This is a genomic window from Enterobacter sp. Taxon_2, assembly GCF_058355295.1.
The window spans coordinates 2,354,204-2,380,270 of the sequence record NZ_CM178024.1; the positions used below are offsets into that span (position 1 = coordinate 2,354,204).

A 26,067-nucleotide genomic window follows, 5' to 3' on the forward strand; every position below is an offset into this window, starting at 1 on the left:
ACATCTTATTTCTTATCGGGTAACGCGTACGCGATAACGTAATCACCGCGATCCGGCGACTGGCGGGCGCCACCGGCGTTAATGATGATGTACTGCTTACCGGTTTTCGGCGACACGTAGGTCATCGGGCCGGACTGGCTACCGACAGGCAGACGGTCTTTCCAGATCTCTTTCCCGGTGGCGGTATCAAACGCGCGCAGGTAGAAATCCTGGGTACCGGCAAAGAACAGCAGGCCGGACTGGGTAGAGAGCGACGCGCCCAGGGTTGGCATACCGATCGGGATTGGCATGTGCATGCGAATACCCAGCGGGCCGGTATCTTCCACCGTGCCGACAGGAACCTGCCACACCAGTTTGCCGGTTTTCAGGTCAACGGCTGACATGGTGCCAAACGGCGGCTTCTGACACGGAATGCCCAGCGGTGACAGGAAGCGTTCACGCATCGCGCCGAACGGCGTGCCGTCCATTGGAACAATTCCCATCTCGATGCCGCTGGCGTTTTTCGCCACGTTCGCGCGCGGTACCATGTAGTTTGCCAGACCCAGGCGCATATCGTTGACGAACATCAGGCTGTTGTTCGGGTCAACGGAGACGCTGCCCCAGTTCATCCCGCCGAGTGAGCCAGGGAACTGCAGGGAACGGTCGAGGCCCGGCGGGGTGAAGACGCCCTGATGACGCATCTCTTTAAACTGGATGCGGCACAGCAGCAGGTCGACAGGCGTCGCGCCCCACATGTCGGACTCGGTCAGCGTCTGGTTGCCAATCATCGGCATGCCAACGGAGTACGGCTGGGTTGGGGAGTAGCGTTCACCCTCAACGTTACCCGCCGGAACGGGGCGTTCTTCCACCTTCGCCACCGGCTTGCCGGTTTCGCGGTTAAGCATGAAGATCATGCCCTGCTTGCTGGTCTGCACCAGCACAGGCGTGGTGCCGCCTTTACCGTCTGGCAGATCGTACAGCAGCGGCTGGGAAGGCAGGTCGAAATCCCACAGATCGTGGTGGGTGGTCTGGAAATGCCAGCGCACCTGACCGGTGGTCGCGTCGACGGCGACGATGGAGGAGCTGTACTTATCGTCCAGCGCGGTACGCTCACCCGCCCAGAAATCCGGGGTGGCGTTGCCGGTTGGCAGGTAGATCAGGTTCAGTTTGGCGTCGTAAGACATCGCAGACCAGACGTTCGGCGTACCACGGGTGTAGGTCTGGCCTTCCGGCGGCAGGCCGGTCAGGTTCGGATTACCCGGATCCCACGCCCAGGCCAGCTTACCGGTGTGAACGTCGTAGGCGCGCACCACGCCCGGCGGTTCGCCGGTAGAGTAGTTATCCGCGACGCGACCGCCGACGACAACAACGTTCCCGGCAACCAGCGGCGTGGAGGTCTGCTGATAATACCCGGGCTTGATCTCGCCCATGCCGACGCTCAGATCCACGGTGCCATGGTCGCCAAAGTCTTCGCAGACCTTGCCGTTATCCGCGTTGATGGCAATCAGACGGGCATCGGTGGTGGGCAGGAACAGGCGGCGAGAGCATGCCGCTGGTGATGTCCCGGTCTGTGACGCTGTCACGTTTGCATGATCTTCAAAGTAGCCCAGACCGCGGCAGCGCTGCCAGTTCGGCGCGGTCGCTTTCGAATCATAACGCCATTTTTCTTTACCGGAATCCACGTCCAGCGCCAGCACTTTACTGTACGGCGTACAGACATACAGCGTGTCGCCAATCTGCAGAGGCGTGTTCTGATCTTCCGCACCCGAGCCGTTGCTCTGCGGAATATCGCCGGTGTGCGCAACCCACGCGACCTTCAGCGAGCTGACGTTTTGCTTGTTAATCTGGTCCAGCGCGGCGAAACGGTCGCCGTGGGTTGTGTTGCCCCAGTGCTCCCAGTTCTTTTGCTGCTCGCCGGGTGCGACGGGTTTCACCGGCACGGGTTCGTTCGCTGCCACGAGGGTTTGCGGCTTAAACATCCAGCCCAGGCTGATCAGCATGGCCACCGCGAGCACGGCCGCGACGCCAAAAGCGGGCGCCTTGTTCGCGGCGCTGCGGTTCGCAGCACGCAGGAAAGGCCAGACGATGGCGCAGAGGAAGGCCAGAACGGCAAAGGTAAACAGGCGAGAGAACAGCGGCCAGAAATCCCAGCCCGCATCGCTTACCGCCCAGAACAGCGAGACAATAAATGCGATGCTGTAAAGCACGATCCCGCTGGTGCGGTTGAGGAAAATCAGGATCGCGGCAATCACCATCACCACGCCCATGATCAGGAAGTATCCACTTCCGCCTACGGTGGCGAGCTTAAAGCCCAACCCGCCGACCGCCAGACCTATGAGCATCATCAGTCCGGCAAGAAGCCACTGCAGAATACGAGGTATCCCGCGCGGCGCGCTGCCAAATGCCATGTCTTTCTCCTTTCGATCCCCCGCAGCGTCGGGTATGTACCAGTTGGGTAATAATTGCGGGAGGAATAATGATTAATACGAGTGAATTCGGTTTTATAAAATGATTTGCGAACCATTTGGTGAATTCGCCGTTATGATAAAACTGTTAAATTGTTTTACGCAATTGTTAATGAATTATTCCGCATTAATTGATTAACGCACGGGCTAGTCCACTCTCCCCTAAGGGGAGAGGGTTAGGGTGAGAGGTGAAAAAGGTGTTATACCGGCATTGATTTACGGATAGCGCTCAGCAGCGTCTGTGCGCCCGTGGAAAGGGGGGTATCCACCCGGGTCAAAATGCCGATGGGTTCGCCGGCACCTGGGGAGGTAATCGGCAGGGCGATCAGCGTTCCCTGGCGTAAATCATCTTTTACCGCGCCGGAGGGAACGAACCAGACGTAGTCATAATCCAGGGTGAGCTGGCGTGAAAGCGAGGCCGACAGCGTTTCGATACACCCTGAAGGGAGCGTACATCCCTGCATCTGCAGCAAGGATTCGGCGGTCTGGCGGGGGACGGTCCCTTTCGGGCACACCACTACCGGCCACTCCATAACGCGGCTTAGCGTCACCGTGTCCTGCAGCAGGGGATGATTGGGACGAACCACCAGCTTCAGGGACTCCAGGAATAACAGTTCGTAATTGAGACCGCCCATCAGTTCAGGGTCGGACATGCGACCGATACCGATATCCAGCTCGCCCGATTTCAGCCCCGCGAGCAGCATGGTGTTATTCATGGTGGCTACCTGAATTGTGGTATGCCGCTGCTGCTTGTGGAACTGGCCGATAACCGGCGGAAGAATACCCAGCGCTGCGGTAGGCAAGGCGCCCACGCGCACCACCTCACTGGATTGCGCTTCTTTTCGATGCAGGGACTGGCCCGCGGTATTGAGCGCATCCAGCACTTTAACGGCGTGCGTAAGGAACTGTTCGCCCACGATGGTAAGCTGTGCGCCCAGCCGCCCGCGGTCAAAAAGACGGGCACCGGTCAGCTGTTCCAGCTCGTTGAGGGTTTTCGAGAGCGCAGGCTGGCTCAGGTTAAGAGTTTCAGCCGCACGCCCCAGCGTTCCCTGTTGAGCGACGGCCACAAATGTATGCAAATGGCGCAAGCGTATGCGCTGACTGAACAGACCATTTTTTTCCATAGGCGATGTTAAAAACAGAGCGATGCGGGTGACAAGTTAAGTTGTTTAATTTTGATAACCTGATAGCAAAATATTTTTAACATTTGATCTGTTTGAGTTACAACATGTTTTTCGGCAGGGGAATAAGAGCGAACGTCCTTGTTCATTTATCGCTCATTACTGAGGGGAAAGGGTTAAGCGGTTAGATCACGCCGTCACCGCCGTCAGAACACCACACCTGGCCGGACGTAAATGAACATTCATCCGAGGCCAGCGTGACGTACAGCGGGGCAATCTCGACGGGCTGACCTGGACGCCCCAGCGGTGTATCTCCGCCAAACTCCTTTACTTTTTCCATCGGTTGCCCGCCGCTGGACTGCAGTACCGTCCAGTAAGGCCCAGGGGCAACCGCGTTGACGCGAATGCCTTTTGGACCCAGCTGTTTGGCTAAGGATTTGGTAAATACCGCCAGACAGGCTTTTGTCTGGGCGTAGTCCAGCAAAACGGGGCTGGGCTTCACCGCCTGAACGGAGGAGGTATTAATGATAACGGAGGAGGCTTTCAGGTGGCGCAGGGCCGCTTTGGTGATCCAGAAAGGGGCATAGACGTTGGTTTTAAACGTCGCGTCAAAATCCTCGGTGGTCAGGTCTTCAAGCGATTCACGGAACTGCTGACGCCCCGCGTTATTGACCAGAATGTCCAGCCCGCCCAGTTTCGACACGGCTTCTTCGACCAGATTCTGACAGAAGGTTTCGTCCCGGACATCCCCCGGCAGCGCGACGGCCTTGCGACCTTCCGCTTCGATCAGGTCGATGACCTCAGAGGCATCTTTTTCTTCTTCAGGCAGATAGTTGATGGCAACGTCAGCACCTTCACGGGCATAGGCGATAGCAACCGCGCGACCAATACCGGAGTCTCCGCCGGTAATCAGCGCTTTTTTGCCGGCAAGGCGGCCATGTCCTTTATAGCTTTTTTCCCCGTGGTCGGGTACAGGCTGCATTTCGGATGCCAGTCCCGGCGGCGTTTGCGGCTGTTCCGGGAACGGGGGCTGCGGGTAAGCGTTCGTACGTTGTTTTGTATCACTCATAGCTGACTCCTTAAGCCAAGGGGTGAGATTTGATGGATAACTGCAGCGTTAACGCTTCGCTGAATTATTTCTGCAAACGATCAACACGGACGACGGCAGGAGATGATTTTTTATCAAGCGAGCCGTTGATACTGATCATCTGGTCGGGTTTTACCGTTCTGCCGTCGAAAACTGCTTGGGGAATAATAACGTCGATTTTTCCGGTTTTATCCTGAAATACAAACTTATCGCCGCTACCATCAATAAGATTACCGCGTAATGAAATTGTCGCACCGTCGTGCATTTGTTTTGCCTGATCGATGGTCATAATACGCGCATCGTCGGTTCCGCGATATCCGCTATCAAGCGCGTGCGGTGGCGGCGGGGCTTCACCTTTTTGTAACCCGCCGTTATTATCAGCCCATGCGGTTGGAACCAGAAATATCAATAAAGCGGAAATAAGTGATAATTTCATCCGATATCCTTCATTTTGGGTGTCTTGACTTATTAAGTATTGTTGCTATTTCTTTATGTGGCAAATGTGATAAGTCCTAAAAACATTCGCGTGAAAAATCAAACTTATCGGATAATAAGCGAAACGGTGACGATGACCATGAAGCGTGAAAATGAAAAGTTACCCGGGATAGATGAGCATTATCGTTTGCTGACGTTTGAATACGCGTTTCGTCAGGTCGGTTTTATTGTTCTGTTGGCTATTATCGTCGCGGCGATTGCCGGTCTGTTTTCCAGCGGAATGGTCAGCGACACGGTCAAAATGAATTCCGCTAAATCACTGACCATAAACTATGAACGCTTTGGACGGCGGGAGACAGAAACGCGAATGGAGCTGGCGTTCCCGGTGCAGACAGAGGGAAAGTATGTCCTCAGCATGACCAGCGAGAGCAGCGAGGTTTACGAGCCTGGCAGCGTCTGGCCGCAGCCTGACAGCATGTTCAGCCGAGGGAAGACCCTCTATTTTGTCTATAACAATCTGAAAAAGTCAGACAGCTTCTCTGTGTTACTCTTCAGCACGCCTTCCAGAGCCGGTAAATGGAACACAGTCATCCGCGTCAACAGCGAGCCGGAGATTAACATCTGGCAATTCATTTACCCGTAGGAGGCTGATATGGATATGGTCTTTCGCGCGCTGGCGATTTATCTGTTCCTCATGGTGGTATTTAAAGTGGCCGGACGTCGCGCGCTGTTGCAGATGACCAGCTTTGATCTCATTCTGCTCCTGATAATTAGTGAAGCTACTCAGCAGGCGCTTCTCGGACAAGATTTTTCCGTCACCGGCGCGATGATTACCATTACCACGCTGGTGGTGGTAGATATTATATTTGGACTGATGAAGAAATATTTTTCCCCGGTTGAGAATATTCTGGATGGCACTCCCGTGATTCTGGTTGAGAACGGCGTGCCGTTAGCCGACAAACTGAAAAAAGTGGATGTCTCCTGCGATGATATTCTGGTGTCAGCCCGGCAAAATAATGGAATTACAGAAATAAGCGATATTAAATATGCCATACTTGAACGCAATGGACATATTTCGATCATTCCTTTCGAGAAATAAGAGGCGGAAAGATGAGCAATCTTTTTCACGACAACAATTATACCGTGGGTGAACTAACAAAAAAGCTGGCAAGCAAATTAACCGATCTCGGACTTCGCTTAACCACCGCGGAATCCTGCACGGGCGGCAAGCTCTCAGTGGCGCTTTGCGCTGAGGAAAACACCGCCGAATTTTATGATGTCGGCCTAGTCGTGTTCAGCGACGAAGCCAAAACGCGGATCCTCGGCGTGCGCCCTGAAACGCTCGCGCGCTATACCGCCGTCAGTGAACAGACGGTTACCGAGATGGCTGCCAGTATTCGCGACATCGCCCAGGCGGATATCAGCATCGCCATCAGCGGCTACGCAGGCCCGGAAGGGGGCGACGACGGCACGGCGGCGGGGACGGTCTGTTTTGCGTGGAACATCCGCGGCGAGACGAAGACTCGCACCGTGCTTTTCTCCGGTGACTGTCAGGACGTGGTGGAAAAAGCGGTGCATTTCTCGCTGGCCGAGCTGCTGGCAGCATTGTCGGACGGGCATAACGGTTGATTTCACGAGGAGGTTCTATGGCGGTCGTAGTGATTACCGGTGGGACGGCGGGCGTGGGAAAAGCCACGGCGCTGCACTTTGCAAAGGCAGGTTACGATGTTGGCCTCATCGCCCGCGATGAGGCAAGCCTGCACTCCACCCAGGAAGAGTTGCGCCGCTTCGGCGTGAATGCGCACGCCGTGCAGGCTGACGTCGCCGACAATCAGGCGGTGGTGGATGCCGCTAACGAAATTGAGTATCGCCTCGGCGCGATTGATGTCTGGGTCAACAACGCCATGGGGGCCGTGCTGGCACCGTTTCGCACCCTTACGCCGGACGAGTTTCGTCGCGTGACTGAGGTGACGTACCTCGGCTACGTGAACGGCACCCGCGCCGCTCTCGAACTGATGGTTCCGCGCGACAGGGGCGTGATTATCCAGGTGGGGTCCGCGCTGGCCTACCGTTCCATTCCATTGCAGTCAGCCTATTGTGGTGCCAAAGCGGCGATCCGCGGGTTTACCGATGCGGTGCGTACGGAACTGATGCATGAGAACAGCCGGGTTCAGCTTTCGATGGTGCAGATGCCGGGGCTCAATACCCCGCAGTTCGAATGGGCGAGGAATAAGTTCGCCTGGGCGATGCGGCCAGTGCCGCCGGTCTTTGAGCCTGAGGTGGCCGCGAGCGCTATCTTCAGGGTGGCGCAAAAACCGGTTCGCGAGCTGTGGGTAGGCAGCAGCACCATCCAGTCGATTGTCGGGCAGTTTCTCTTCCCGGGTTTTCTGGACCGGCTGATGGTCAGGAAAGCCTGGGAAGGCCAGATGACCGACGATCTGAACGCGCCGGATCGCCGGGACTACCTCGACCAGCCGGTTAACGATCTGCATAAAATCCATGGCCGCTTTACTGACGAGGCGAAAACCTGCGCGCCGTCCGTCACCTCCGGCATGCCGGGTAAAGTGGCGCTGGGCGCGCTCGCGGTGGCAGGGATAGTGCTGACGCGTCTGATAACCCGCCGGAAACCGTAATCAGCGCAGCGCGCTACGGTGCGTCCAGAACCAGCGATAGCCGTAGCCGCCAAGGCTGAGCTCAACGGTTTTACCGCAAATCAGCGCGTCATCGTAGCGCTTGTCCTCGAGACAGGCGGTCCAGGTGGCGTTGCGGATCCCTTTTGCGGTGAACTGCACCGGCTGGTCGCTAAAGTTGACGAAGGTCAGGATGCTGCGCTCGTCGGTCTCGTAATAGATCCCCAGCACTGCGTCATCATCGATTGTGATAAGTCGAAAAGGCGCAACGGCAATTTCGGGGAACTCCGAGCGGGTATTGGCAATATCGATTATCCGGTGCAGGAGCGAGTTGTGGTGAAGCAGCGAATCGGCGACGTTGACTTTCTGATAGCGGTAAGGGCCATGGTCGATAATCGGGGCGATAAATTTTTCAGGGTCGGCCGCGGAGAAACCGCCCCCTTGTGACCCCGCCCACTGCATCGGGGTGCGAACGGCGTAGCGCTCCTCCAGCTCCAGGTCGTCACCCATACCTATCTCGTCGCCGTAGCGCATCACCGGGACACCCGGCAGGGAAAACAGCACCGCGTGACAGAACGCCAGCCGCTTCCGATCGCCATTAAGCATCGGCGCCAGGCGGCGGCGGATCCCGCGCTGATAGACGTTCATCTCCTCATCAGGGGCGAAGGTATCGAGGACAAACTGTTTGTCTTTCTGGCTGATACCTTCAAGATCCAGCTCGTCGTGATTGCGCAGCCAGTTGGCAAAACAGCAGGCGTCAGGCGGGACGATCGTCTTCTTCACCGCATTGCGCAGCGGGCGGGCGCTTTTGCGGGCCAGGCTGACGTAGAAATACTTGTTGAGCCAGAAATTCAGCACCAGATTCAGGCGGTCATTATTGCCAAAGTAGTCCTGATAGGCCTCTACCTCGACGTCCACCTCACCCAGCAGGATCGCGTCCGGATTCCGCTGTTCGATAAGACGGCGCATATGCTCGAGGATCCACAGGCCCTTTTTTTCATCACCGTTTCCCGCCTGCGTGGTCAGGTGGGAGGCGGCATCGAGGCGAAACCCCGACACGCCCAGCTTGAGCCAGAAGAGGATGATATTCTCAATCTCTTTCAGCACCGCGGGCGAGGTGAGGTTCAGATCCGGCTCGTGGCGATAAAACATGTGCCGGTAGTATTGTCCCGCCTCGTCGTCCCAGCTCCAGATGCTCTTCTCCACGCCGGGGAACATGGGGGGCGTATCGTCCTCGTCGTTATCCGACCAGAGGTAATAATCACGATAGGGTGACGCCGGGTTGCGGCGCGCCTGCTGGAACCAGGGATGTGCGTCCGACGTGTGCTGGATCAGCAGCTCGATTATCACCTGCATGCCAAGCTCGCGGGCCTGTTCGATAAAGGCGATGATATCGGCCAGTTTTCCGAAGCGGGGGTCCACCTGAAGATGGTCGCTGACGTCGTAGCCTTCATCGAGAAAGGGCGTCAGGTAAAACGGGGTGATCCAGATGACCGTCGCCCCCATCCGGCGAATGTAGCGCAGCTTGGCCGCGATCCCGGCGATGTCCCCGCAGCCATCGCCGTTCAAATCATAAAATAGCGCGGTATCAATCTGATAAATAATGGCTCGTGTATGCCAGTCCGTCATAGCGTTCCTCAGTGATAGCCTTCAGTATCCGAAACTTTTCCCCGAAAGACGTAGTAGCTCCAGGCGGTGTACACCAGGATCACCGGAATAATCAGTAATGTCCCTACCAGCATAAACAGCTGGCTGGCAGGCGGGGCCGCGGCTTCCCACAGGGTGATGCGCGGCGGAATAATGTTCGGCCAGAGGCTGATGCCGAGCCCGCTAAACCCGAGGAAAATAAGCCCCAACGTCAGCAGGAAAGGGCGAGAGTGGCTGTCCGGATTGCGGGTCAGGCGCCAGATCAGCACGCTGAAAAGCCCGACCAGCAGAGGAACCGGCAGGAACCAGAAGAAGTTGGGCAAGGTAAACCAGCGGTCGGCCACGTACTGCCAGCCGAGCGGCGTCCAGATGCTGACTACCGCGATAACCACCATCAGCGCCAGCAGCACGTGGCGGGTCAACTCGCGCATGCGGACCTGCAGCGCGCCTTCGCTTTTCATAATGAGCCAGGTGGTGCCCAGCAGCGTGTAGGCGACGACCAGTCCGATGCCGCAGAAGAGGTTGAAGGGGGTGAGCCAGTCCAGCGCAGAGCCGACAAAACGTCGGCCCTCCACGTCAAAGCCGTTGATCACGGCCCCCACCACCACGCCCTGGCTGAAGGTGGCAAGCAGGGAGCCGCCGGCAAAGGAGTAGTCCCAGAATTTGCGGTGCGACGGCGTGGCTTTGAAGCGGAACTCGAAGGCGACGCCGCGAAATATGAGACCGATCAGCATCGCGGTGAGGGGGATCGTCAGCGCATCAATAATGACCGCATAAGCCAGCGGAAACGCGCCGAACAGCCCCGCGCCGCCGAGCACCAACCAGGTCTCGTTGCCGTCCCAGACGGGCGCCACGCTGTTGACCATCACATCGCGCTCTTTCGCATCGCCCACAAAGTTAAACAGCAGACCGATGCCCAAATCAAAGCCATCCATGATGATGTACATCAGCGTGGCAAAGACGATGATGGCAAACCAGATAACAGAGATATCGACGCCCATCAGATTCTCTCCTCTTCCGGAACAGATTCAGCGGCAGACAGCGGACGGGCAGGCGTGCCCGAGATGTTTGAGGTCAGCGTATCGACAGGCTGTGGACCTTTCTTAATCAGCCGGATGAGGTAAACATAGCCCACGCCAAACACGGAAGAATAGACAACAAAGAACGCCAGCAGGCTGATGCTCATCTGCAAGGTGCTGTGCAGCGATACCGCGTCGATGGTGCGCAGATAACCATAGACCACCCACGGCTGTCGGCCCACTTCGGTGGTTACCCAGCCGGCGAGCAGCGCCAGCAGCCCGGCAGGCCCCATGCAAAGGGCAAACCAGTGGAACGGGCGCGACTGGTAAAGCCGATGACGATAGCGTAGCCAGACGCTAACCAGGCCGAGAGTTATCATCAGCAGCCCCATCCCGACCATCACGCGGAACGACCAGAAAACGATGGTTGAATTTGGCCGATCCTCTTTTGGAAAGTCTTTCAGCGCGGGGACCTGTTTATCCAGGCTGTGCGTCAGGATAAGGCTGCCGAGCGCGGGGATCTCCAGTCCGTATTTGGTGCGCTCTTCCTCCATATCCGGCAGACCAAACAGCAGCAGCGGGGTGGCCTCGCCGGGCGGATTTTCCCAGTGGCCCTCAATGGCGGCAATTTTTGCCGGCTGATGCTCAAGCGTGTTCAGGCCGTGCATATCGCCCACCACCGCCTGAATGGGTGCGACCAGCAGCGCCATCCACATCGCCATGGAAAACATGGTGCGAACGGCAGGCGTATCGTTACCGCGCAGCAGATGCCATGCCCCCGATGCCCCGACAAACAGCGCACTGCTGAGAAACGCGGCGATAGCCATATGGATAAGGCGGTAAGGGAAGGAGGGGTTAAAGATGATGGCCAGCCAGTCCTGCGGGATCACCTGGCCATTCTCAATGGTGAAGCCCTGCGGCGTGTGCATCCAGCTGTTTGAGGCGAGGATCCAGAAGGTCGACATCAGCGTGCCGAGCGCTACCATGCAGGTTGAAAAGAAGTGCAGGCCGGGACCGACCTTATTCCAGCCGAACATCATGACGCCAAGGAAACCGGCCTCCAGGAAGAAGGCGGTTAAGACCTCATAGGTCAGGAGTGGGCCGGTAATACTGCCCGCGAACTGCGAGAACCCGCTCCAGTTGGTGCCAAACTGGTACGCCATCACCAGCCCGGAAACGACGCCCATGCCGAAGTTAACGGCAAATATCTTAAGCCAGAAATGGTATAGCGAACGCCAGACGTCGTTTTTGGTGCGCAGCCACATGCCCTCCAGCACCACCAGATAGCTGGCGAGACCGATGGTGATCGCGGGAAACAGGATGTGGAACGAGACGGTAAAAGCGAACTGAATTCTGGCCAGATGAAATGCATCGAGTTCGAACATGGTCCGTACCTCTGAGACGATGGGGCACGCGAATTGCCGGGCAGTTCAGGGCTGCCCGGCAAACCGATTACGGTTTAGTCTTACCGGCACCCAGCTCGGCACCGGTCAGCGGGTCGGAATGTGGATCGGATTTCGTGCGGGCAGACATCGCCTTGACCAGGGTTGCCTGCTCGGTTGTGAGCGTGACGCTGGCACTGCCATCGCCGCCATCCACCGCAGGCTGGGGGGACTCAACGTGATCGAAGTGTTTATCGCTGTTCCAGCTTCCGCGAACCTCTCCACCTTCTGACATATTGTAGTACTTGTTGGTGAATTCCTCGACTGGCGGCAGTTTCCCCGGCGGGAAGTTATTACGGATGGACTGCAGCGCCTTCTCAAAGGAGAGCTGATGCGCCGCCTCACGCGTCATCAGAAACGCCAGCGCGTCCTTTACGCCGGGATCGTCGGTCACGTTGATCAGCCGTTCATAGATGATTTTCGCTCTGGCTTCCGCTGCCACGTTTGAGCGCAGGTCCGCCGTCGGCTCCCCGATGGTATCGACGTAGGCCGCGGTCCAGGGTACGCCCGCAGAGTTAGTGAGCGGGGTACCGCCGCCATAGAGCAGGGAGGTGATGTGGCTGTCATTCCCGTTTTCGGTCATGGAGCGATACAGTTCGGCCTCATTTTCCACCCCTTCCGCCAGCGCGCCTTTGGCACCTTTATTCAGCATTCCGACCAGGGTACCGATGATTTCGAGGTGGCTTAACTCCTCCGTCGCGATATCCATCAGCATGTCCTTGCGGCCCGGATCGTCATCGCTCAACCCTTGCGTAAAGTAGCGGCAGGCGGCGGCCAGTTCACCCTGCGGCCCGCCAAACTGTTCCAGTAAAAGGTTGACAAGGCCGGGGTTGGGTTCGGCGACGCGAACCGTATATTGCAGCTGTTTGACGTGTCGAAACATAGGCACTCTCCTGTGGATTATTTTTTCGCTTCGACACCCGATGCGTCTGAACGCAGCAGGAACTGTTCCGTCGTTTGCGGGATATGGCGAATCAGCCAGTCGGCCATTTCACGTTCTTCTGCGAGGATCGTCTCAATAGCGGGTATCGAAGCAGTGTCCCCGGCTTTTTTGGCCGCTGCCAGCAGGGAGGTATAGCAGGCGATTTCAAACTGTTCGAAAACATAGCCGCTGATCGAGCCCTTCACGATTTCGTCTGAAGGGAACATGCCGCCGATGGATTGCCCCAGCGCCGCCATTTTGCTCATCGAGTCTTTTAAGACCGAACGAGAAATATCATTACGGTCGAGGATTTCCTCCAGCAATGTGATTTGCCGTTTTGTCTCATTAATATGCTGTTCAATTCTGGCGCGAACATCAGGATAATTATCGATACGGCTGGCCATGGATTCCAGCATAGATTCGGCTTGCTTTTCCATCGCATGGGCATCGCGTAGCCAGTCATGGTAGTGTTCTACGTGATTCATCATTGTATCCTCATTAGGGTTCGCTTATTTGGTCTCACTTTCAGCAGCCTGATCGGCACGCGCGGCACTGTAGCCAGATAAATGGCCGACAATATTGGCGTAAATACTGATGATAATGACCCACAGCACGCTGTTCTTCCACCATATTACGGAAGGGATGGCGAGAATGAACCATATTATGGCTGCCGTTAAATGGCACCGTTTAATTGTCCTGGGACTGATGCTCATTTTATTTAACCTGTATTATTGCGTCATTTCTGCGCTTTTTGGTTAATATTTCCAACGGCCAGGTCGGTGAGTTTAAGGTCGGTCTCTTTTTCTTCTTCCAGGGTTTCGGCAAGAAGTTTAACGGCTTTTTTATAGCCCAGTTGTTCTGCTAATGTGGCAAGGGTACCGTAGCTGGCTATTTCGTAATGCTCAACTTTTTGTGCAGCAGCAATTAACGCGGCATCACGCACTTCATTTTTTTCCGTACTTTCGATGACTTCGTTGGCTTCTTCAATTAAGCCTTCCATCGCCACGCACTTCATGCGTTTGATCTTAATACCGTCTTCCTGCTCGACGATCTGGTCAATACGTTCAATCTGACCCTGCGTTTCCTCCAGGTGTGCGGTAAAAGCGGCGCTCAGCTTCTCGCTGGACGCGGCGCGGGCGAGCTTGCTCAGCGCGCGGGTAAGCTGCTTTTCTGCGCTGTAGGTATCCGACAGAAGATGAATAAATACATCCTCAACACTTTTCATATTCATAATAATTACGCTCCGGTAAAATAAAGAAAGGGTACTGCGAGCTATTTAGCCCGCAGCATGCTCTCAGGTTTTATTAAAAGAGTTTTAAATAAGATCAGGAGTTATCAGATTTACGGCCTCCGCCGTGACTGTTCTGGCCCCCTTTCTTACCCGCTTCAGATGCGCGTTGCGGATCGTTTTTGAAATTCCCACCGCTGTGCTGGCCACCTTTACGTCCAGCTTCTGATGCTTTTTCACGGTCTTCAGCGAAATTACCGGAACCACCACGATGCTCTGCCATATTAAACCTCATAGTCATATATTGGTTATGTCAGTACGATACGAAAATATTCCGTATCACTCGTCGTTCGAGTAATAACTCTAGTCGCTGTGCGTCATCCGTCAAATGCGTTTTGCTATTTGCGGTTGCGTTATTTTTAAGTATTTGTAAATTTGCGCTTCGCTTAAAATGGAAATATGGATAGGCAGGAAGGGCTTGTAAACAACCATTCAGATTAATCCTAACTTCGAGCTAAAAATTTGAAAGGTGAGGATAAAAATAATGGCGTGCTCAAATTGATTAATTTGCAGTCAGGAGAAAAAGAAAAAATACTCCTTTATAGCTAGAAAGCGGAACCCTAAATAATTATAAGGAAAATCCTGGATAAAAGCGTTCAGGTCGAAAGGGCGGTTCCGTTCGGATCCGTTCGGGGGCCAGTAGCACACGGTTTGACCACTGTCGTCTTAAGATCACAAATCAGAAATTCTTCCCCCCGGAAGGAACGGGTTTCTCTACACTCCAGGTAATATTCACTGGAGGCATGACATCATGGCGAACACCATCACGGCTGATGACATTCGGGAACACTTTTCGCAGGCTATGTCGGCGATGTACCAGCAGGAAGTTCCGCAGTATGGCACCTTGCTCGAACTGGTTGCGGACGTAAACCTGGCGGTTCTGGAAAATAATCCACTATTACATGAACAACTCGCTAACGCCGATGAGCTTGCGCGCCTGAACGTTGAGCGTCACGGGGCGATCCGCGTCGGCACGGCACAGGAACTTTCAACCCTGCGTCGTATGTTTGCCATTATGGGGATGTACCCGGTCAGCTATTACGATCTCTCTCAGGCGGGGGTACCGGTCCACTCAACGGCGTTTCGCCCGATCGATGATGCGGCGCTGTGTCGAAATCCGTTTCGTATCTTTACCTCGCTGCTGCGCCTTGAGCTGATTGAAAACGTCGCGCTGCGCGAACGTGCCGCAGAGATCCTCTCTCACCGGAACATCTTTACCCCCCGCTGTCTGGAACTGATCGACCTCCACGAGTCGGAAGGGCACTTTACTGACGCACAGGCCCACGAGTTTGTACAGGAAGCGTTGGAAACCTTCCGCTGGCACCGCCATGCTACGGTCGATCAGGAGACCTATCTGGCCCTGAGCAACGAGCATCGGCTGATTGCCGACGTGGTCTGCTTCCCGGGCTGCCATATTAACCACCTCACGCCGCGCACGCTGGACATTGACCGGGTGCAGGAGCTGATGCCGAAGTACGGTATTGAGCCAAAAATACTGATCGAAGGCCCGCCGCGTCGCGAGGTGCCCGTCTTATTGCGTCAAACCAGCTTTAAGGCGCTGGAAGAGCCGGTGCTGTTTGCCGGGGAACATAAGGGTACCCACACCGCGCGCTTCGGTGAGATTGAGCAGCGCGGCGTGGCGCTGACGCCGAAAGGCCGGGAACTGTACGATAGTCTGCTTTCCCAGGCCGGTACCGGTAAAGATAACCTCACGCACCAGCTGCATTTGCGGGAGATCTTTGGCGCTTTCCCGGACAGCGAGCTGTTAATGCGCCGTCAGGAGCTGGCCTATTTCCGCTATCGTTTGACGCCAGCGGGTGAAGCGCATCGCCATGCGTTCCGGCCGGGAGACGATCCGCAGCCGCTGATTGAGCGCGGATGGGTGGTTGCCCAGCCGATCACCTACGAAGATTTCCTCCCGGTCAGTGCTGCGGGGATTTTCCAGTCCAATCTCGGGAACGAAACCCAGGCCCGCAGCCACGGTAACGCCAGCCGCGATGCGTTTGAAGACGCGCTGGGCTGTCCGGTGTATGACGAGTTTGCGCTCTATCAGGAGGCTGAAACCCGCAGCAAACAGCGTTGCGGTTTGCTCTGAAATCGTTACTCTGCTGGGGTGTGATGGAAAAAATAAGGTCGTTATGCAAAATCCTTCCGCCCCTGTGGTTGAAACGCGCCAGGGCGCACTGTCTGGTTTAACCGATGAAAATGTCCACGTCTGGTGCGGTATTCCCTACGCCGCACCGCCCGTGGGGGAGTGGCGCTGGCGCTCACCTCGGCCTCCTGAACGCTGGGATGGCCTGCGCGAGGCTACGGCTATCTCGCCCTCAAGCTGGCAAAGCAGCGAGTATTGTCAGGAGTTAGGCGGCGGCGATCCGGGCCAGTTTTCCGAAGATTGTCTCTACCTTAACGTCTGGTCCCCCAAAGAGCGCACCGGGGCGCTTCCGGTTATGGTCTGGCTGCACGGGGGCGGGTTTACGATTGGTGCCGGAGGCCTGCCGCCGTATAACGGCAAAGCGCTGGCCACGCGCGGCGTGGTTGTCGTGACGATCAACTACCGTCTCGGTCATCTCGGCTTTTTCGCCCATCCCGCGCTGGAAGGCGAGGAAGGGCGCGTGGTGCATAATTTTGCCCTGCTGGATCAAATCGCCGCCCTCGAATGGGTGCGGGAGAACATCGCCGGGTTTGGTGGCGACCCAGACAATGTGACCCTGTTTGGTGAATCTGCCGGCGCGCGCAGCGTGCTCTCTCTGCTGGCCTCGCCGCTGGCAGCAGGATTATTCCATAAGGCGATAGTGCAAAGCGGATACACCTTGCCGGACACGCCGCGTGAACAGGCGCTGCAAAAAGGGGAGGCGCTGGCCGCCCATTTTGGCCTGGAGAAGGCGACTGCTGAGCAGCTGCGCGCCATTCCGCCGGAGGCGTTCTGGCCGTTAACCGCACCGCTGAACGTCGCCCCGGCGCCCATCGTCGGGGATTGCGTTCTGCCCGAAGCCATGCTGGACGTCTTTTTTGCCGCCCGTCAGCATCCCGTGCCGGTGATGATTGGCTCCAACAGCGATGAAGCCAGCGTGATGGCGGTGTTTGGCATCGATCTCGCGGGGCAAATTCAGAAGCTTCGCCGGGAGCGTCGCTTCGGGCTGGGGCTGATTAAGCTGCTCTATCCGGGCGTGAAAGGCGATGAAGAGTTGGGCAGACAGGTGTGCCGCGACATGGCGTTCACCACGATGGGCTATGTGGTGATGCAGGCTCAGCAGCGCGTGGGTGGATTGTGCTGGCGTTACTGGTTTGACTATGTCGCCGAGGCGGAACATGGCACGTATATCAACGGCGCCTGGCACGGCAACGAAGTGCCCTACGTCTTCGATACCCTCGGCCAGGTGGAGCCTTCACGCCAGTATGTCAACGAACGGGATCTGCAGTTTGCAGCCCAGGTGGCGGATTACTGGGTGAGCTTCGCGCGATACGCAGGGCTTCGCGACACCCTGCCCGGGCCGACGCACTGGCCCGCGTGTCGCAAAGGGCGGGACGTTCTGTTACGCATTGGTGTGAATAAACATGCAGCTTTCAGGCTTGAAAACCGCTTTATGCGCGCCCGCATGAGCCTCTTCAAACGGGTGATGAAGCACCACGTCAGCCTCGATTAAGCAAACAGGCGCGAAACGCCGCCAGTCCATTTTCCTCGCCTGGCGTTTCGCGCAGCACCAGCCGGTAGCTTGCGCCGGTTTTTATGCTGGTTTCATAGGGCCGTAGCAGCCTTCCCGCGCGGACATCTTCTTCCACCAGCGTTTCGTCGGCGATGGCAACGCCCAGCCCCTGAATGGCGGCCGTAATGGCGAGATCCATCGTGTCGAAGTGTTGATTTTTGTGCATGACAAAGCCCGGACCTTCCTGTTTCGTCAGCCACAGCGACCAGTCTGTCTTATCCCTTGTGGGGTGCAGGAACGTCAGCGAGCCCAGCGCTGCTCCTGCCCGCACCGGGCTTATCACCGGGGTGAGCGCCTCCTCGAACAGCAGATCGCCTGCGCTCATGTGCGTGCCGAACACGATGGCCGCGTCGTAAGATTCGGTTTTGAAATTGACGTTGTGATCGGTGGTGGTGGTCAGCGCAATTTGCAGATCCGGATGCTCGCGCTCCACCTCCAGCAGGCGCGGCACCAGCCAGCGCATGGCGCAGGTGGGGGCCTTGAGCCGGATCACGGTGTGCTGGCTGCGGGCCTGGTCGGCCACGGACAGCAGCTGCTCGAAAGCGGACTGCAGCTCCGGAAGCAGAGCGCTGCCCTGCGGTGAGAGGCGCAGCCCGCGCGCGTGGCGTTCAAAAAGCGGAAAGCCAAACCACGCCTCAAGGGAGGCAATCTTGCGGCTCACGGCCCCCTGCGTCAGACACAGTTCTGCGGCGGCATGGGTCAGATTCAGGTGACGCGCGGTGACTAAAAATGCGTCGATGGCGTTAAGCGGGAGCGAACGGCGCGACATGGAAAATCCTCAGATATGCATTTTTTTCATGGCTATTATGACAACAATTCGATTGTCCCGACAGCACAGATGTTGTTTGAATAGTTATGCAATGTCCATGAGAAGGGAAAGAGGATGACTTTACGAACGCCTGTGCAAACGCGCTCCAAACTGCCCGATGTGGGCACCACCATTTTTACCGTTATCGGCCAGCTCTCGGCGCAGCATAACGCGATTAACCTTTCTCAGGGCGCACCGAATTTTTCCTGCGACCCGAAGCTGATTGCGGGCGTCACCCGCGCAATGGAGGCGGGGCATAACCAGTATGCGTCAATGACCGGCCTGCAGCCGCTAAAAGAACGTATTGCCGATAAAATTGCCACGCTCTACGGCACGCGGTATGACCCTGCCAGCGAGGTGCTGGTGACCGCCAGCGCCAGCGAAGGGCTCTATTCGGCAATAAGCGGGCTGGTGCATCCAGGTGATGAGGTGATCTACTTTGAGCCGTCATTTGATAGCTACGCGCCGATTGTCCGTCTGCAGGGGGCAACGCCGATTGCCATCAAGCTCACCGTGCCGGATTTTGCCGTCAACTGGGATGAGGTTCGCGCCGCGATCACCCCGCGCACGCGCATGATTATCATCAATACGCCGCACAACCCGAGCGGTCAGGTTTTCTCCGCCAATGACCTGCAGCAGCTGGCGGCCCTGACGCGCAATACCGACATCATTATTTTGTCTGACGAAGTGTACGAACACGTCGTTTTTGACAATGAACCGCACCACGGGATGGCCACGCACCCGCAGCTGGCGGAGCGTAGCGTAATTATTTCCTCTTTCGGAAAAACCTATCACGTCACCGGGTGGCGCGTGGGTTACTGTGTTGCCCCGGCGGTACTGATGGACGAGATTTGTAAAGTCCATCAATTTTTAATGTTTTCTGCCGATACGCCAATGCAGCACGCGTTTGCTGAGCATATGGTCGACCCGCAAACCTGGCTGTCGCTGTCGGCGTTTTACCAGCGTAAGCGCGATCTGCTGCACAGCCTGCTGGCCGATTCGCCGTTTACGCTGCTGCCGAGTGCCGGATCGTTCTTCATGCTGGCGGACTACAGCCAGTTCAGCGACGAGCGCGACAGCGAGCTGGTGAAACGGCTGATCGTCGAGTACGGTGTTGCCACCATTCCGCTGTCGGCGTTTTATGCGGACGGTACGGATAATAAATTGATTCGTCTCTCTTTTGCGAAAGATGAGGCGACGTTACGGGCAGGTGCCCAGGCCCTGTGTCGGGTTAAACCACGCTAAGGAGTATGAGATGAAATTACGCGCGCTAGTTGTCGGCATGGGATTGCTGTGTACCTTTTCCTCCTTCGCGGCGTCCGAGCTGCGTTACGGTCTGGAAGCAGAGTATCCGCCGTTTGAAAGCCGCAATGCGGCAGGCGAGCTGGAAGGGTTTGACGTTGAGCTGGGGAATGCCATCTGCAAAGCGGCAGCGCTGAAGTGCAGCTGGGTGGAAACCTCGTTTGATGCGCTGATCCCGGGGCTGGTGGCGAAGAAATTCGACGCCATCAACTCGGCGATGAACATTACTGAGCAGCGCCGCAAGAGCATTGATTTTACCCAGCCAATCTACCGTATTCCGTCACAGCTGGTCGGCAAGGCCGGTACGGCGGTTGAGGCGACGCCTGAAGGGTTGAAGGGCAAAACCATCGGCGTGCTGCAGGGTTCCATTCAGGAAACCTATGCCAAAGAGCACTGGGAAAAGCAGGGTGTCACCGTGGTGTCTTATAAAGATCAGAATATGGCCTGGGGCGATCTGCTGAATGGCCGTATCGACGCCTCGCTGGTCATGTCCGCGGCCGGGCAGGCAGGTTTCCTCAGCAAGCCGCAGGGGAAAGGGTTTGGCTTCATCGGCAAACCGGTGTCTGACGACACTATCCTCGGCAGTGGGATCGGTTTTGGGTTGCGTAAGGGTGACGAGGCTACCAAAAAGCAGCTTGATGCCGCAATTGATAAAGTACGTGCCGACGGCACGATCGCTAAACTCGCTGATAAGTACTTCCCGGGTATCGATGTCAGCGTAAAATAACCGCCTCATTAGCCCCGGCGAACGATGTCGCGCCGGGGCATTTTTATACACATTTTCCAGGCTTTCTTTACACCACTTTCAGGCCGTTCTGGTCGACAGAAAATATTTCTCACTTTGTTCAGATAATCACCGGCCAACAATTGGATTCTTAACCATTTTTGTTTAGGCTGTGCGTTCTTTCTTGCCGTCATTTCGCCGAGCGCGGAACACATTCACACGACCATAAGGACGTTTTTCCAGGCATGAATCGCAGACGTTTTCTAAAAGGCTCGCTGGCAGTGGCAGCCCTGAGCGGCACATCCGGCCTTGCTTCCCTGTTTTCCAAAGCGGCATATGCTGCCGACTCTGACATTGCTGACGGCCAGAGCCGTCGTTTTGACTTCTCCGTACTGCAATCCATGGCGCATGACCTGGCGAAAACCCCGTGGGGTGGCGCGCCGCGTCCGCTGCCGGAGACGCTGGCGACGATGACGCCGCAGGCGTACAACGCTATCCGCTACGATGAAAAACAGTCACTGTGGAACAACATTGAAGGGCGTCAGCTGGACGTGCAGTTCTTCCATATGGGGATGGGGTTCCGTCGCCGCGTGCGGATGTTCTCGCTGGACCAGTCCACCGCTATGGCGCGCGAGATCCACTTCCGCCCGGAGCTGTTCAGCTACGGCGAAACGGGTGTGGATACCAAACAGCTGGAAGGGCAAAGCGATCTCGGCTTTGCGGGCTTCCGCGCCTTTAAGGCCCCTGAACTGGCGCGTCGCGATATCGTCTCTTTCCTGGGCGCGAGCTATTTCCGCGCAGTGGATGACACTTACCAGTACGGCCTTTCTGCCCGCGGTCTGGCGGTAGATACCTTTACCGACACGCCGGAAGAGTTCCCGGACTTTACCTCCTTCTGGTTTGAAACCGTCAAACCCGGCGACACAACCTTTACCGTCTATACGCTGCTCGACAGTCCGAGCATTACCGGCGCCTATAAGTTTGTGATCCACTGCGAGAAGAGCCAGGTGATCATGGAGGTGGAAAACCATCTCTATGCGCGTAAGGACATCAAGCAGCTCGGCATCGCACCGATGACCAGCATGTTCAGCTGCGGCAATAACGAACGCCGCATGTGCGACACCATTCATCCGCAAATCCATGACTCCGACCGCCTGGCAATGTGGCGCGGCAACGGGGAGTGGATCTGTCGTCCGCTGAACAACCCGCAGAAGCTGCAGTTCAATGCCTATATGGACAAAAACCCGAAAGGGTTCGGCCTGCTGCAGCTCGATCGCGATTTCTCGCACTATCAGGACGTGATGGGCTGGTATAACAAACGCCCGAGCCTGTGGGTTGAACCGCGTAACGACTGGGGTAAAGGCGCGGTTGGCCTGATGGAGATCCCGACCACCGGTGAAACGCTGGATAACGTGGTCTGCTTCTGGCAGCCGGAAAAAGCTGTCAAAGCGGGCGATGAGCTGGACTTCAAATATCGCCTTTACTGGAGCGCGATGCCGCCGGTGCGTTCCCCGCTGGCCAACGTCTATGCCACCCGTACCGGCATGGGCGGCTTCCCGGAAGGCTGGGCACCGGGCGAAAACTACCCGAAAGTGTGGGCCCGTCGCTTTGCGATTGATTTTGTCGGCGGCGACCTGAAGGCCGCTGCGCCAAAAGGCATCGAGCCGGTGATCACGCTCTCCAGCGGTGAAGCCAAGCAGGTGGAGATCCTCTACGTTGAGCCGTTTGACGGCTACCGCATTCTGTTTGACTGGTACCCAACGTCGGATTCGACGGAGCCGGTGGATATGCGCCTGTTCCTGCGCTGCCAGGGCGACGCCATCAGCGAAACCTGGCTGTACCAGTATTTCCCGCCAGCGCCGGATAAACGTCAGTATGTTGATGACAGGGTAATGCGTTAACCCTTGTGCCGGGTGGCGCTAACGCTTACCCGGCCTGTGTTTCGATACTGTAGGCCGGGTAAGCGCTAGCGCCACCCGGCAATTGAGAGGCACCATGTCTTCAGAAATCATTCCCGTTTCACAACACATCGAACTGCGTTCCGTCGAAGAACATTACGCCACCGACCTGCACAATCTCGTCATCAAAAACAAAACCTTCCTGCAAACCGCCTTTGACTGGGCGCAGCACGTGGGCAGCGAAGAGGATACCCGCCGTAACGTGCAGAGTAACCAGATGCTGCACCAGCGCGGCTACGCCAAAATGTTTATGATCTTCAAGGATGGTGCGCTGGTTGGCGTGCTGTCGTTTAACACGATTGAACCGACCAACAAAACTGGCTACATCGGCTACTGGCTGGATGAAGCCCACCAGGGGCAGGGCATTCTCTCCCGGTCTCTGCAGGCATTTATGCGCTACTACGTCGAACGCGGTGAGATCCGCCGTTTTGTGATCAAGTGTCGGGTGGCGAATCAGCACAGCAACAGCGTTGCCGTGCGTAACGGTTTTACGCTGGAAGGGTGCCTGCGGGAAGCGGAATACCTGAATGGCCGCTTTGACGATGTGAATATCTACGGCAGGATCTGTACCCTATAACGCGCCCAGCAGCGGCGTGCGGGTGATGCGCTGGTCGCCGTTAATTACTTTTTCGCCGCGCAGGTGAATGCTCTCGCCGGCAAAGGCTTCAATGACCGCGTTATCGGTGATTTCGACCCGATGCTCGATAAGCACATCACCGCTGATGCGCGCGCGTCCCTGGATCACCACTTTGTCATCCAGCATGATCGGCCCGCCGCGCAGCCACGCCTGACCACCAATCAGGACGTGGTGCTTGATGATGCAGTTTCCTTCCACCACGGCATTCTCCGCAATCTGCGAGCTGTAGCGCACCGTCGGAATGGCATCGTCGTCAAAACCGGCAATCACGCGGGCGTTACCATAGACCTTTGCGCAGTCGCACACCCAGACGTTATTCAGGTCGTTACCCTCGAGGATCGCGTTGTCGAAGACTTCGGCCCGGTGCTCAACAAAGGCAAAATTAACCATTGCCTCACCGTAGATTTGCGCCTGATGCACAATGCGCGACTGGCTGACCGTCGCCTTATCGTAGATTTGTAGGATCTGTTCATGGTCCGGCGTTAACCCTTTGGCAGCAATCACCACGCTGTGATGCAGCACGCGCGCTTCGCCGTAGATATGACACTCGCCGCGTACGCAGGACTGCTGAATGGTGACGTTGTCACTTATACGCGCCCCGTGGCTGACCTCCGCGCCGTCCAGCCAGCAGCTGTCGCCGATATGCGCGTCATGGCTAATGATGCATGGAAGGGTAAGGCGCGCGTTGCCGGACACGGTTGCCCCCGCGAACACCACGCTGTTTTCGTCGTAGATCCAGCAGTCGCCGTCCTGCGCGAGGGCGCGCTCATCGTCAATCCAGCCGCCTTTTGTGCCGGCCGTCACGTCGTTAAAGTCCGCCGTCGCGACGATCTGCCGCAACGTCGCAGAGTGGGTGGTTTCGCCGTTTTTCCATTGCCAGAGGCGGGTTTCATCGCTGAGCCTGTATTTTTTCATCGTTTGATCTCTGGTATGCGTCTTCACTAAACGTAGCAAATTTTTCGGTTTTAGAACGGCTGGCAACCAGACGGTAAACGCCTTAAAATGGCATGTAAAATGCACTTTAACTTTATGCGAACGCAGGAAAAACAATGACCGTCGATGAGAATTACTTCACAGAGAAATATGGCTTAACCCGTACCCATTCAGAGGTGCTGTACAGCGCGGAGATTGTGAAGCCCGGTAAAACGCTCGATCTGGGCTGCGGCAACGGCCGTAACAGCCTGTACCTTGCGGCCAACGGGTACGATGTGACCGCGTGGGACAAGAACCCGATGAGCATCGACAATATCGAGCGCATCAAAGCGGAAGAAGGGATCGCTAATCTGCATACCGCGATTAAGGATCTGAACAACCTGAGCTTTGACGGCGAGTACGATTTCATTCTCTCCACCGTGGTGCTGATGTTCCTGGAGTCAAAAACCATCCCGGGCCTTATTGCCAACATGCAGCGCTGCACGACGCCGGGGGGTTACAACCTGATCGTTGCCGCCATGGATACGGCGGATTACCCGTGCACCGTCGGCTTCCCGTTTGCGTTTAAAAGCGGTGAGCTGAGCAACTACTACGAAGGCTGGGAGTTGCTCAAATACAACGAAGACGTTGGCGAACTGCACCGTACCGATGAAAACGGCAACCGCATCAAGCTGCGCTTTGCCACAATGCTGGCGCGCAAGCCCGCTTAACGGGCGGCCAGCAGGCAGATCTGCAGCGCAGTCTTGTAAGACGCCTCGAACGACGACAGCGGCAGGAATTCAAACTTCGAGTGGAAATTATGCGCCCCGGTGAAGAAGTTCGGGGTGAGTAGCCCTTTAGCCGAGAGCGCCGCGCCGTCGGTGCCGCCGCGCATCGGCGTCGGTTTCGGCGTAATGCCGAGCGATTCCATTGCCTCGAACATCAGATCGATGGCGCGCCGGTCTTCGCCAATCGCATTGCTGATATTGCTGTAGGTATCTTCAATGCGATAGTCCACTCTGGCTGTTGGATGTTGGGCGGCAATCAGCGCGGCCACGTCGGCAATCTGCTGCTTGCGGGCGGCAAAGCTGTCCTTGTCAAAGTCGCGGATATTGGCCTTAAGCACGGCCTCGTTCTGTCCGGCCTGAATGCCGTTAAACCAGATATATCCTTCACGCCCTTCGGTACACTCCGGCGTTTGCTGGCGGTCAAAATGGTTGATGTAGTCAGTCGCCATCAGCAGGGGATTCACCAGCACGCCTTTGGCGGACATCGGGTGCGCCGTCACGCCGGTAAAACGGATCTCCGCGGCTGCCGCATTAAAATTCTCGTAGACAATTTCCCCCAGCTCGCAGCAGTCGATGGTCCAGGCAAAGTCGACGTCGAAGCGCTTTAGATCGAGCGCCTTGGCGCCGTTCAGGCCGATCTCTTCGTCAGGCACAAACGCCACGACGATATCCCCATGCTGATGTTCCGCCGTCAGGTTTTCCAGCACCGTCATGACCACCGTGACCGCCGATTTATTATCGGCGCCCAATACGCTGGTACCGTCGCTGAAAATAATCTCCTCATTTGGATAAGCCAGAATTTCCGGATGCTCTTTAACCCGCAGCCAGATGTCTTTCTCTTTATTCAGACAGAGATCTTCACCGGTAAAGGTTAATATTTGTGGATGAATATCCGGTGACAGTCCCACGTCGACGGTATCAATATGGGTAATAAAGCCGATGCGCGGCGCACCGGGCACGTTACCTTTTTTTACCGCCGTTACCGTGGCGAATTCATCAATCACAATATCGTCTAACCCCAGCTGTGCCAGCTCCTGCGCCAGCTCCCGCGCCATGTCGTGCTGGCCCGGCGTTGAGGGCAGGGTTTTGACTTTAGGGTCGCTCTGGCTGGTGATCGCGAGATAGCGGAAAAAACGGTGCGTTAATTGTCTGGAAAGCGGCGAGCCCATAGTGATTTATTCCTTATTTATTTTTCAGGT

Annotated in this window: 26 protein-coding genes; 11 read left to right on the forward strand and 15 right to left on the reverse strand. The window is 56.5% G+C overall.

Annotated elements, in window-relative coordinates; all coding sequences use genetic code 11:
• Nucleotides 1-5 precede the first annotated feature (5 nt).
• The 4 genes from AC4IC4_RS11120 to AC4IC4_RS11135 form a co-directional block, all read right to left on the reverse strand.
• Nucleotides 6-2,387 carry a glucose/quinate/shikimate family membrane-bound PQQ-dependent dehydrogenase gene (locus AC4IC4_RS11120; protein ID WP_491472769.1) on the reverse strand — a complete coding sequence of 794 codons (2,382 nt, stop codon included), beginning with the start codon at nucleotides 2,385-2,387 and terminating at the stop codon, nucleotides 6-8.
• Nucleotides 2,388-2,644: 257 nt separating this feature from the next.
• A complete protein-coding gene (locus AC4IC4_RS11125; protein ID WP_024908406.1) occupies nucleotides 2,645-3,568 on the reverse strand; it encodes a LysR substrate-binding domain-containing protein in 924 nt (307 codons plus the stop codon).
• 181 nt (nucleotides 3,569-3,749) lie between these two features.
• Complete coding sequence (locus AC4IC4_RS11130) at nucleotides 3,750-4,634, reverse strand: SDR family oxidoreductase (RefSeq protein ID WP_048991107.1); 885 nt, start codon at nucleotides 4,632-4,634, stop codon at nucleotides 3,750-3,752.
• 64 nt (nucleotides 4,635-4,698) lie between these two features.
• Complete coding sequence (locus AC4IC4_RS11135) at nucleotides 4,699-5,088, reverse strand: YdeI family stress tolerance OB fold protein (RefSeq protein WP_024908408.1); 390 nt, start codon at nucleotides 5,086-5,088, stop codon at nucleotides 4,699-4,701.
• Between the two features lie 138 nt (nucleotides 5,089-5,226).
• Here AC4IC4_RS11135 and AC4IC4_RS11140 point away from each other — a divergent pair, with 138 nt between their 5' ends.
• Genes AC4IC4_RS11140 through AC4IC4_RS11155 form a run of 4 tightly spaced genes read left to right on the forward strand, consistent with a single transcriptional unit; the run spans nucleotide 5,227 to nucleotide 7,720 of the window.
• The gene (locus AC4IC4_RS11140) at nucleotides 5,227-5,730 is read left to right on the forward strand and encodes a hypothetical protein (protein ID WP_491472770.1); all 504 of its coding nucleotides are present in this window, start codon (nucleotides 5,227-5,229) and stop codon (nucleotides 5,728-5,730) included.
• A 9-nt stretch (nucleotides 5,731-5,739) separates the two neighbouring features.
• The gene (locus tag AC4IC4_RS11145; RefSeq protein WP_023335661.1) at nucleotides 5,740-6,186 is read left to right on the forward strand and encodes a DUF421 domain-containing protein; all 447 of its coding nucleotides are present in this window, start codon (nucleotides 5,740-5,742) and stop codon (nucleotides 6,184-6,186) included.
• Between the two features lie 11 nt (nucleotides 6,187-6,197).
• Nucleotides 6,198-6,716, forward strand: a complete 519-nt coding sequence (locus tag AC4IC4_RS11150; protein ID WP_032647124.1) for a 2-oxo-tetronate isomerase — start codon at nucleotides 6,198-6,200, stop codon at nucleotides 6,714-6,716.
• Nucleotides 6,717-6,733: 17 nt separating this feature from the next.
• Nucleotides 6,734-7,720 (forward strand): SDR family oxidoreductase, encoded by a 987-nt coding sequence (locus AC4IC4_RS11155; protein ID WP_491472771.1) that lies wholly within the window; start codon nucleotides 6,734-6,736, stop codon nucleotides 7,718-7,720.
• Here AC4IC4_RS11155 and AC4IC4_RS11160 read toward each other — a convergent pair whose 3' ends face one another.
• From AC4IC4_RS11160 to AC4IC4_RS11195, 8 genes are all read right to left on the reverse strand, one after another.
• A complete protein-coding gene (locus AC4IC4_RS11160; protein WP_491472772.1) occupies nucleotides 7,721-9,346 on the reverse strand; it encodes an alpha-amylase family protein in 1,626 nt (541 codons plus the stop codon).
• An 8-nt stretch (nucleotides 9,347-9,354) separates the two neighbouring features.
• Nucleotides 9,355-10,365, reverse strand: coding sequence for a cytochrome d ubiquinol oxidase subunit II (cydB, locus tag AC4IC4_RS11165; protein ID WP_048991113.1), 1,011 nt, complete (start codon nucleotides 10,363-10,365; stop codon nucleotides 9,355-9,357).
• A complete protein-coding gene (locus AC4IC4_RS11170; protein WP_491472773.1) occupies nucleotides 10,365-11,768 on the reverse strand; it encodes a cytochrome ubiquinol oxidase subunit I in 1,404 nt (467 codons plus the stop codon). The genes cydB and AC4IC4_RS11170 overlap by 1 nt, the downstream gene beginning before the upstream one ends.
• A 67-nt stretch (nucleotides 11,769-11,835) precedes the next feature.
• Nucleotides 11,836-12,708 (reverse strand): manganese catalase family protein, encoded by an 873-nt coding sequence (locus tag AC4IC4_RS11175; RefSeq protein ID WP_491472774.1) that lies wholly within the window; start codon nucleotides 12,706-12,708, stop codon nucleotides 11,836-11,838.
• Between the two features lie 17 nt (nucleotides 12,709-12,725).
• Entirely contained in the window at nucleotides 12,726-13,232 is a 507-nt protein-coding gene (locus tag AC4IC4_RS11180) for a ferritin-like domain-containing protein (RefSeq protein WP_014883791.1), read from the reverse strand.
• Between the two features lie 24 nt (nucleotides 13,233-13,256).
• Nucleotides 13,257-13,460: a hypothetical protein gene (locus AC4IC4_RS11185; RefSeq protein WP_013096662.1), complete on the reverse strand. Its 204-nt coding sequence runs from the start codon at nucleotides 13,458-13,460 to the stop codon at nucleotides 13,257-13,259.
• Nucleotides 13,461-13,483: 23 nt separating this feature from the next.
• Nucleotides 13,484-13,978, reverse strand: coding sequence for a YciE/YciF ferroxidase family protein (locus tag AC4IC4_RS11190; protein WP_023311678.1), 495 nt, complete (start codon nucleotides 13,976-13,978; stop codon nucleotides 13,484-13,486).
• 94 nt (nucleotides 13,979-14,072) lie between these two features.
• On the reverse strand, nucleotides 14,073-14,258 hold the full coding sequence (locus AC4IC4_RS11195) for a con-10 family general stress protein (protein ID WP_004150795.1): 186 nt from the start codon (nucleotides 14,256-14,258) through the stop codon (nucleotides 14,073-14,075).
• 528 nt (nucleotides 14,259-14,786) lie between these two features.
• Here AC4IC4_RS11195 and hglS point away from each other — a divergent pair.
• Nucleotides 14,787-16,130: a 2-oxoadipate dioxygenase/decarboxylase HglS gene (gene hglS / locus AC4IC4_RS11200; protein WP_463726685.1), complete on the forward strand. Its 1,344-nt coding sequence runs from the start codon at nucleotides 14,787-14,789 to the stop codon at nucleotides 16,128-16,130.
• Nucleotides 16,131-16,173: 43 nt separating this feature from the next.
• Entirely contained in the window at nucleotides 16,174-17,679 is a 1,506-nt protein-coding gene (locus tag AC4IC4_RS11205) for a carboxylesterase/lipase family protein (RefSeq protein ID WP_417927368.1), read from the forward strand.
• Here AC4IC4_RS11205 and AC4IC4_RS11210 read toward each other — a convergent pair.
• On the reverse strand, nucleotides 17,666-18,508 hold the full coding sequence (locus AC4IC4_RS11210) for a LysR family transcriptional regulator (protein WP_024908419.1): 843 nt from the start codon (nucleotides 18,506-18,508) through the stop codon (nucleotides 17,666-17,668). The genes AC4IC4_RS11205 and AC4IC4_RS11210 overlap by 14 nt on opposite strands.
• Nucleotides 18,509-18,622: 114 nt before the next feature.
• Here AC4IC4_RS11210 and AC4IC4_RS11215 point away from each other — a divergent pair, with 114 nt between their 5' ends.
• The 4 genes from AC4IC4_RS11215 to rimL all read left to right on the forward strand — a co-directional run bounded on the left by AC4IC4_RS11215 (nucleotide 18,623) and on the right by rimL (nucleotide 23,108).
• Nucleotides 18,623-19,792, forward strand: coding sequence for a pyridoxal phosphate-dependent aminotransferase (locus AC4IC4_RS11215; RefSeq protein WP_417927369.1), 1,170 nt, complete (start codon nucleotides 18,623-18,625; stop codon nucleotides 19,790-19,792).
• 10 nt (nucleotides 19,793-19,802) lie between these two features.
• A complete protein-coding gene (locus AC4IC4_RS11220) occupies nucleotides 19,803-20,576 on the forward strand; it encodes a transporter substrate-binding domain-containing protein (protein WP_021242531.1) in 774 nt (257 codons plus the stop codon).
• A gap of 242 nt (nucleotides 20,577-20,818) precedes the next feature.
• Nucleotides 20,819-22,474, forward strand: a complete 1,656-nt coding sequence (locus AC4IC4_RS11225) for a glucan biosynthesis protein D (protein ID WP_126533895.1) — start codon at nucleotides 20,819-20,821, stop codon at nucleotides 22,472-22,474.
• Nucleotides 22,475-22,568: 94 nt separating this feature from the next.
• A complete protein-coding gene (gene rimL, locus AC4IC4_RS11230; protein ID WP_491472775.1) occupies nucleotides 22,569-23,108 on the forward strand; it encodes a 50S ribosomal protein L7/L12-serine acetyltransferase in 540 nt (179 codons plus the stop codon).
• Here the strand turns inward: rimL and ydcK are convergent.
• Complete coding sequence (ydcK, locus tag AC4IC4_RS11235) at nucleotides 23,103-24,083, reverse strand: YdcK family protein (RefSeq protein ID WP_491472776.1); 981 nt, start codon at nucleotides 24,081-24,083, stop codon at nucleotides 23,103-23,105. The two genes, rimL and ydcK, sit on opposite strands and share 6 nt — an antisense overlap.
• A 134-nt stretch (nucleotides 24,084-24,217) precedes the next feature.
• On the opposite strand from ydcK, the gene tehB reads away from it, so the two are divergent.
• On the forward strand, nucleotides 24,218-24,811 hold the full coding sequence (gene tehB, locus AC4IC4_RS11240; protein ID WP_061715168.1) for a tellurite resistance methyltransferase TehB: 594 nt from the start codon (nucleotides 24,218-24,220) through the stop codon (nucleotides 24,809-24,811).
• Here the strand turns inward: tehB and pepT are convergent.
• A complete protein-coding gene (gene pepT, locus AC4IC4_RS11245; RefSeq protein ID WP_491472777.1) occupies nucleotides 24,808-26,037 on the reverse strand; it encodes a peptidase T in 1,230 nt (409 codons plus the stop codon). The two genes, tehB and pepT, sit on opposite strands and share 4 nt — an antisense overlap.
• Nucleotides 26,038-26,067 lie beyond the last annotated feature (30 nt).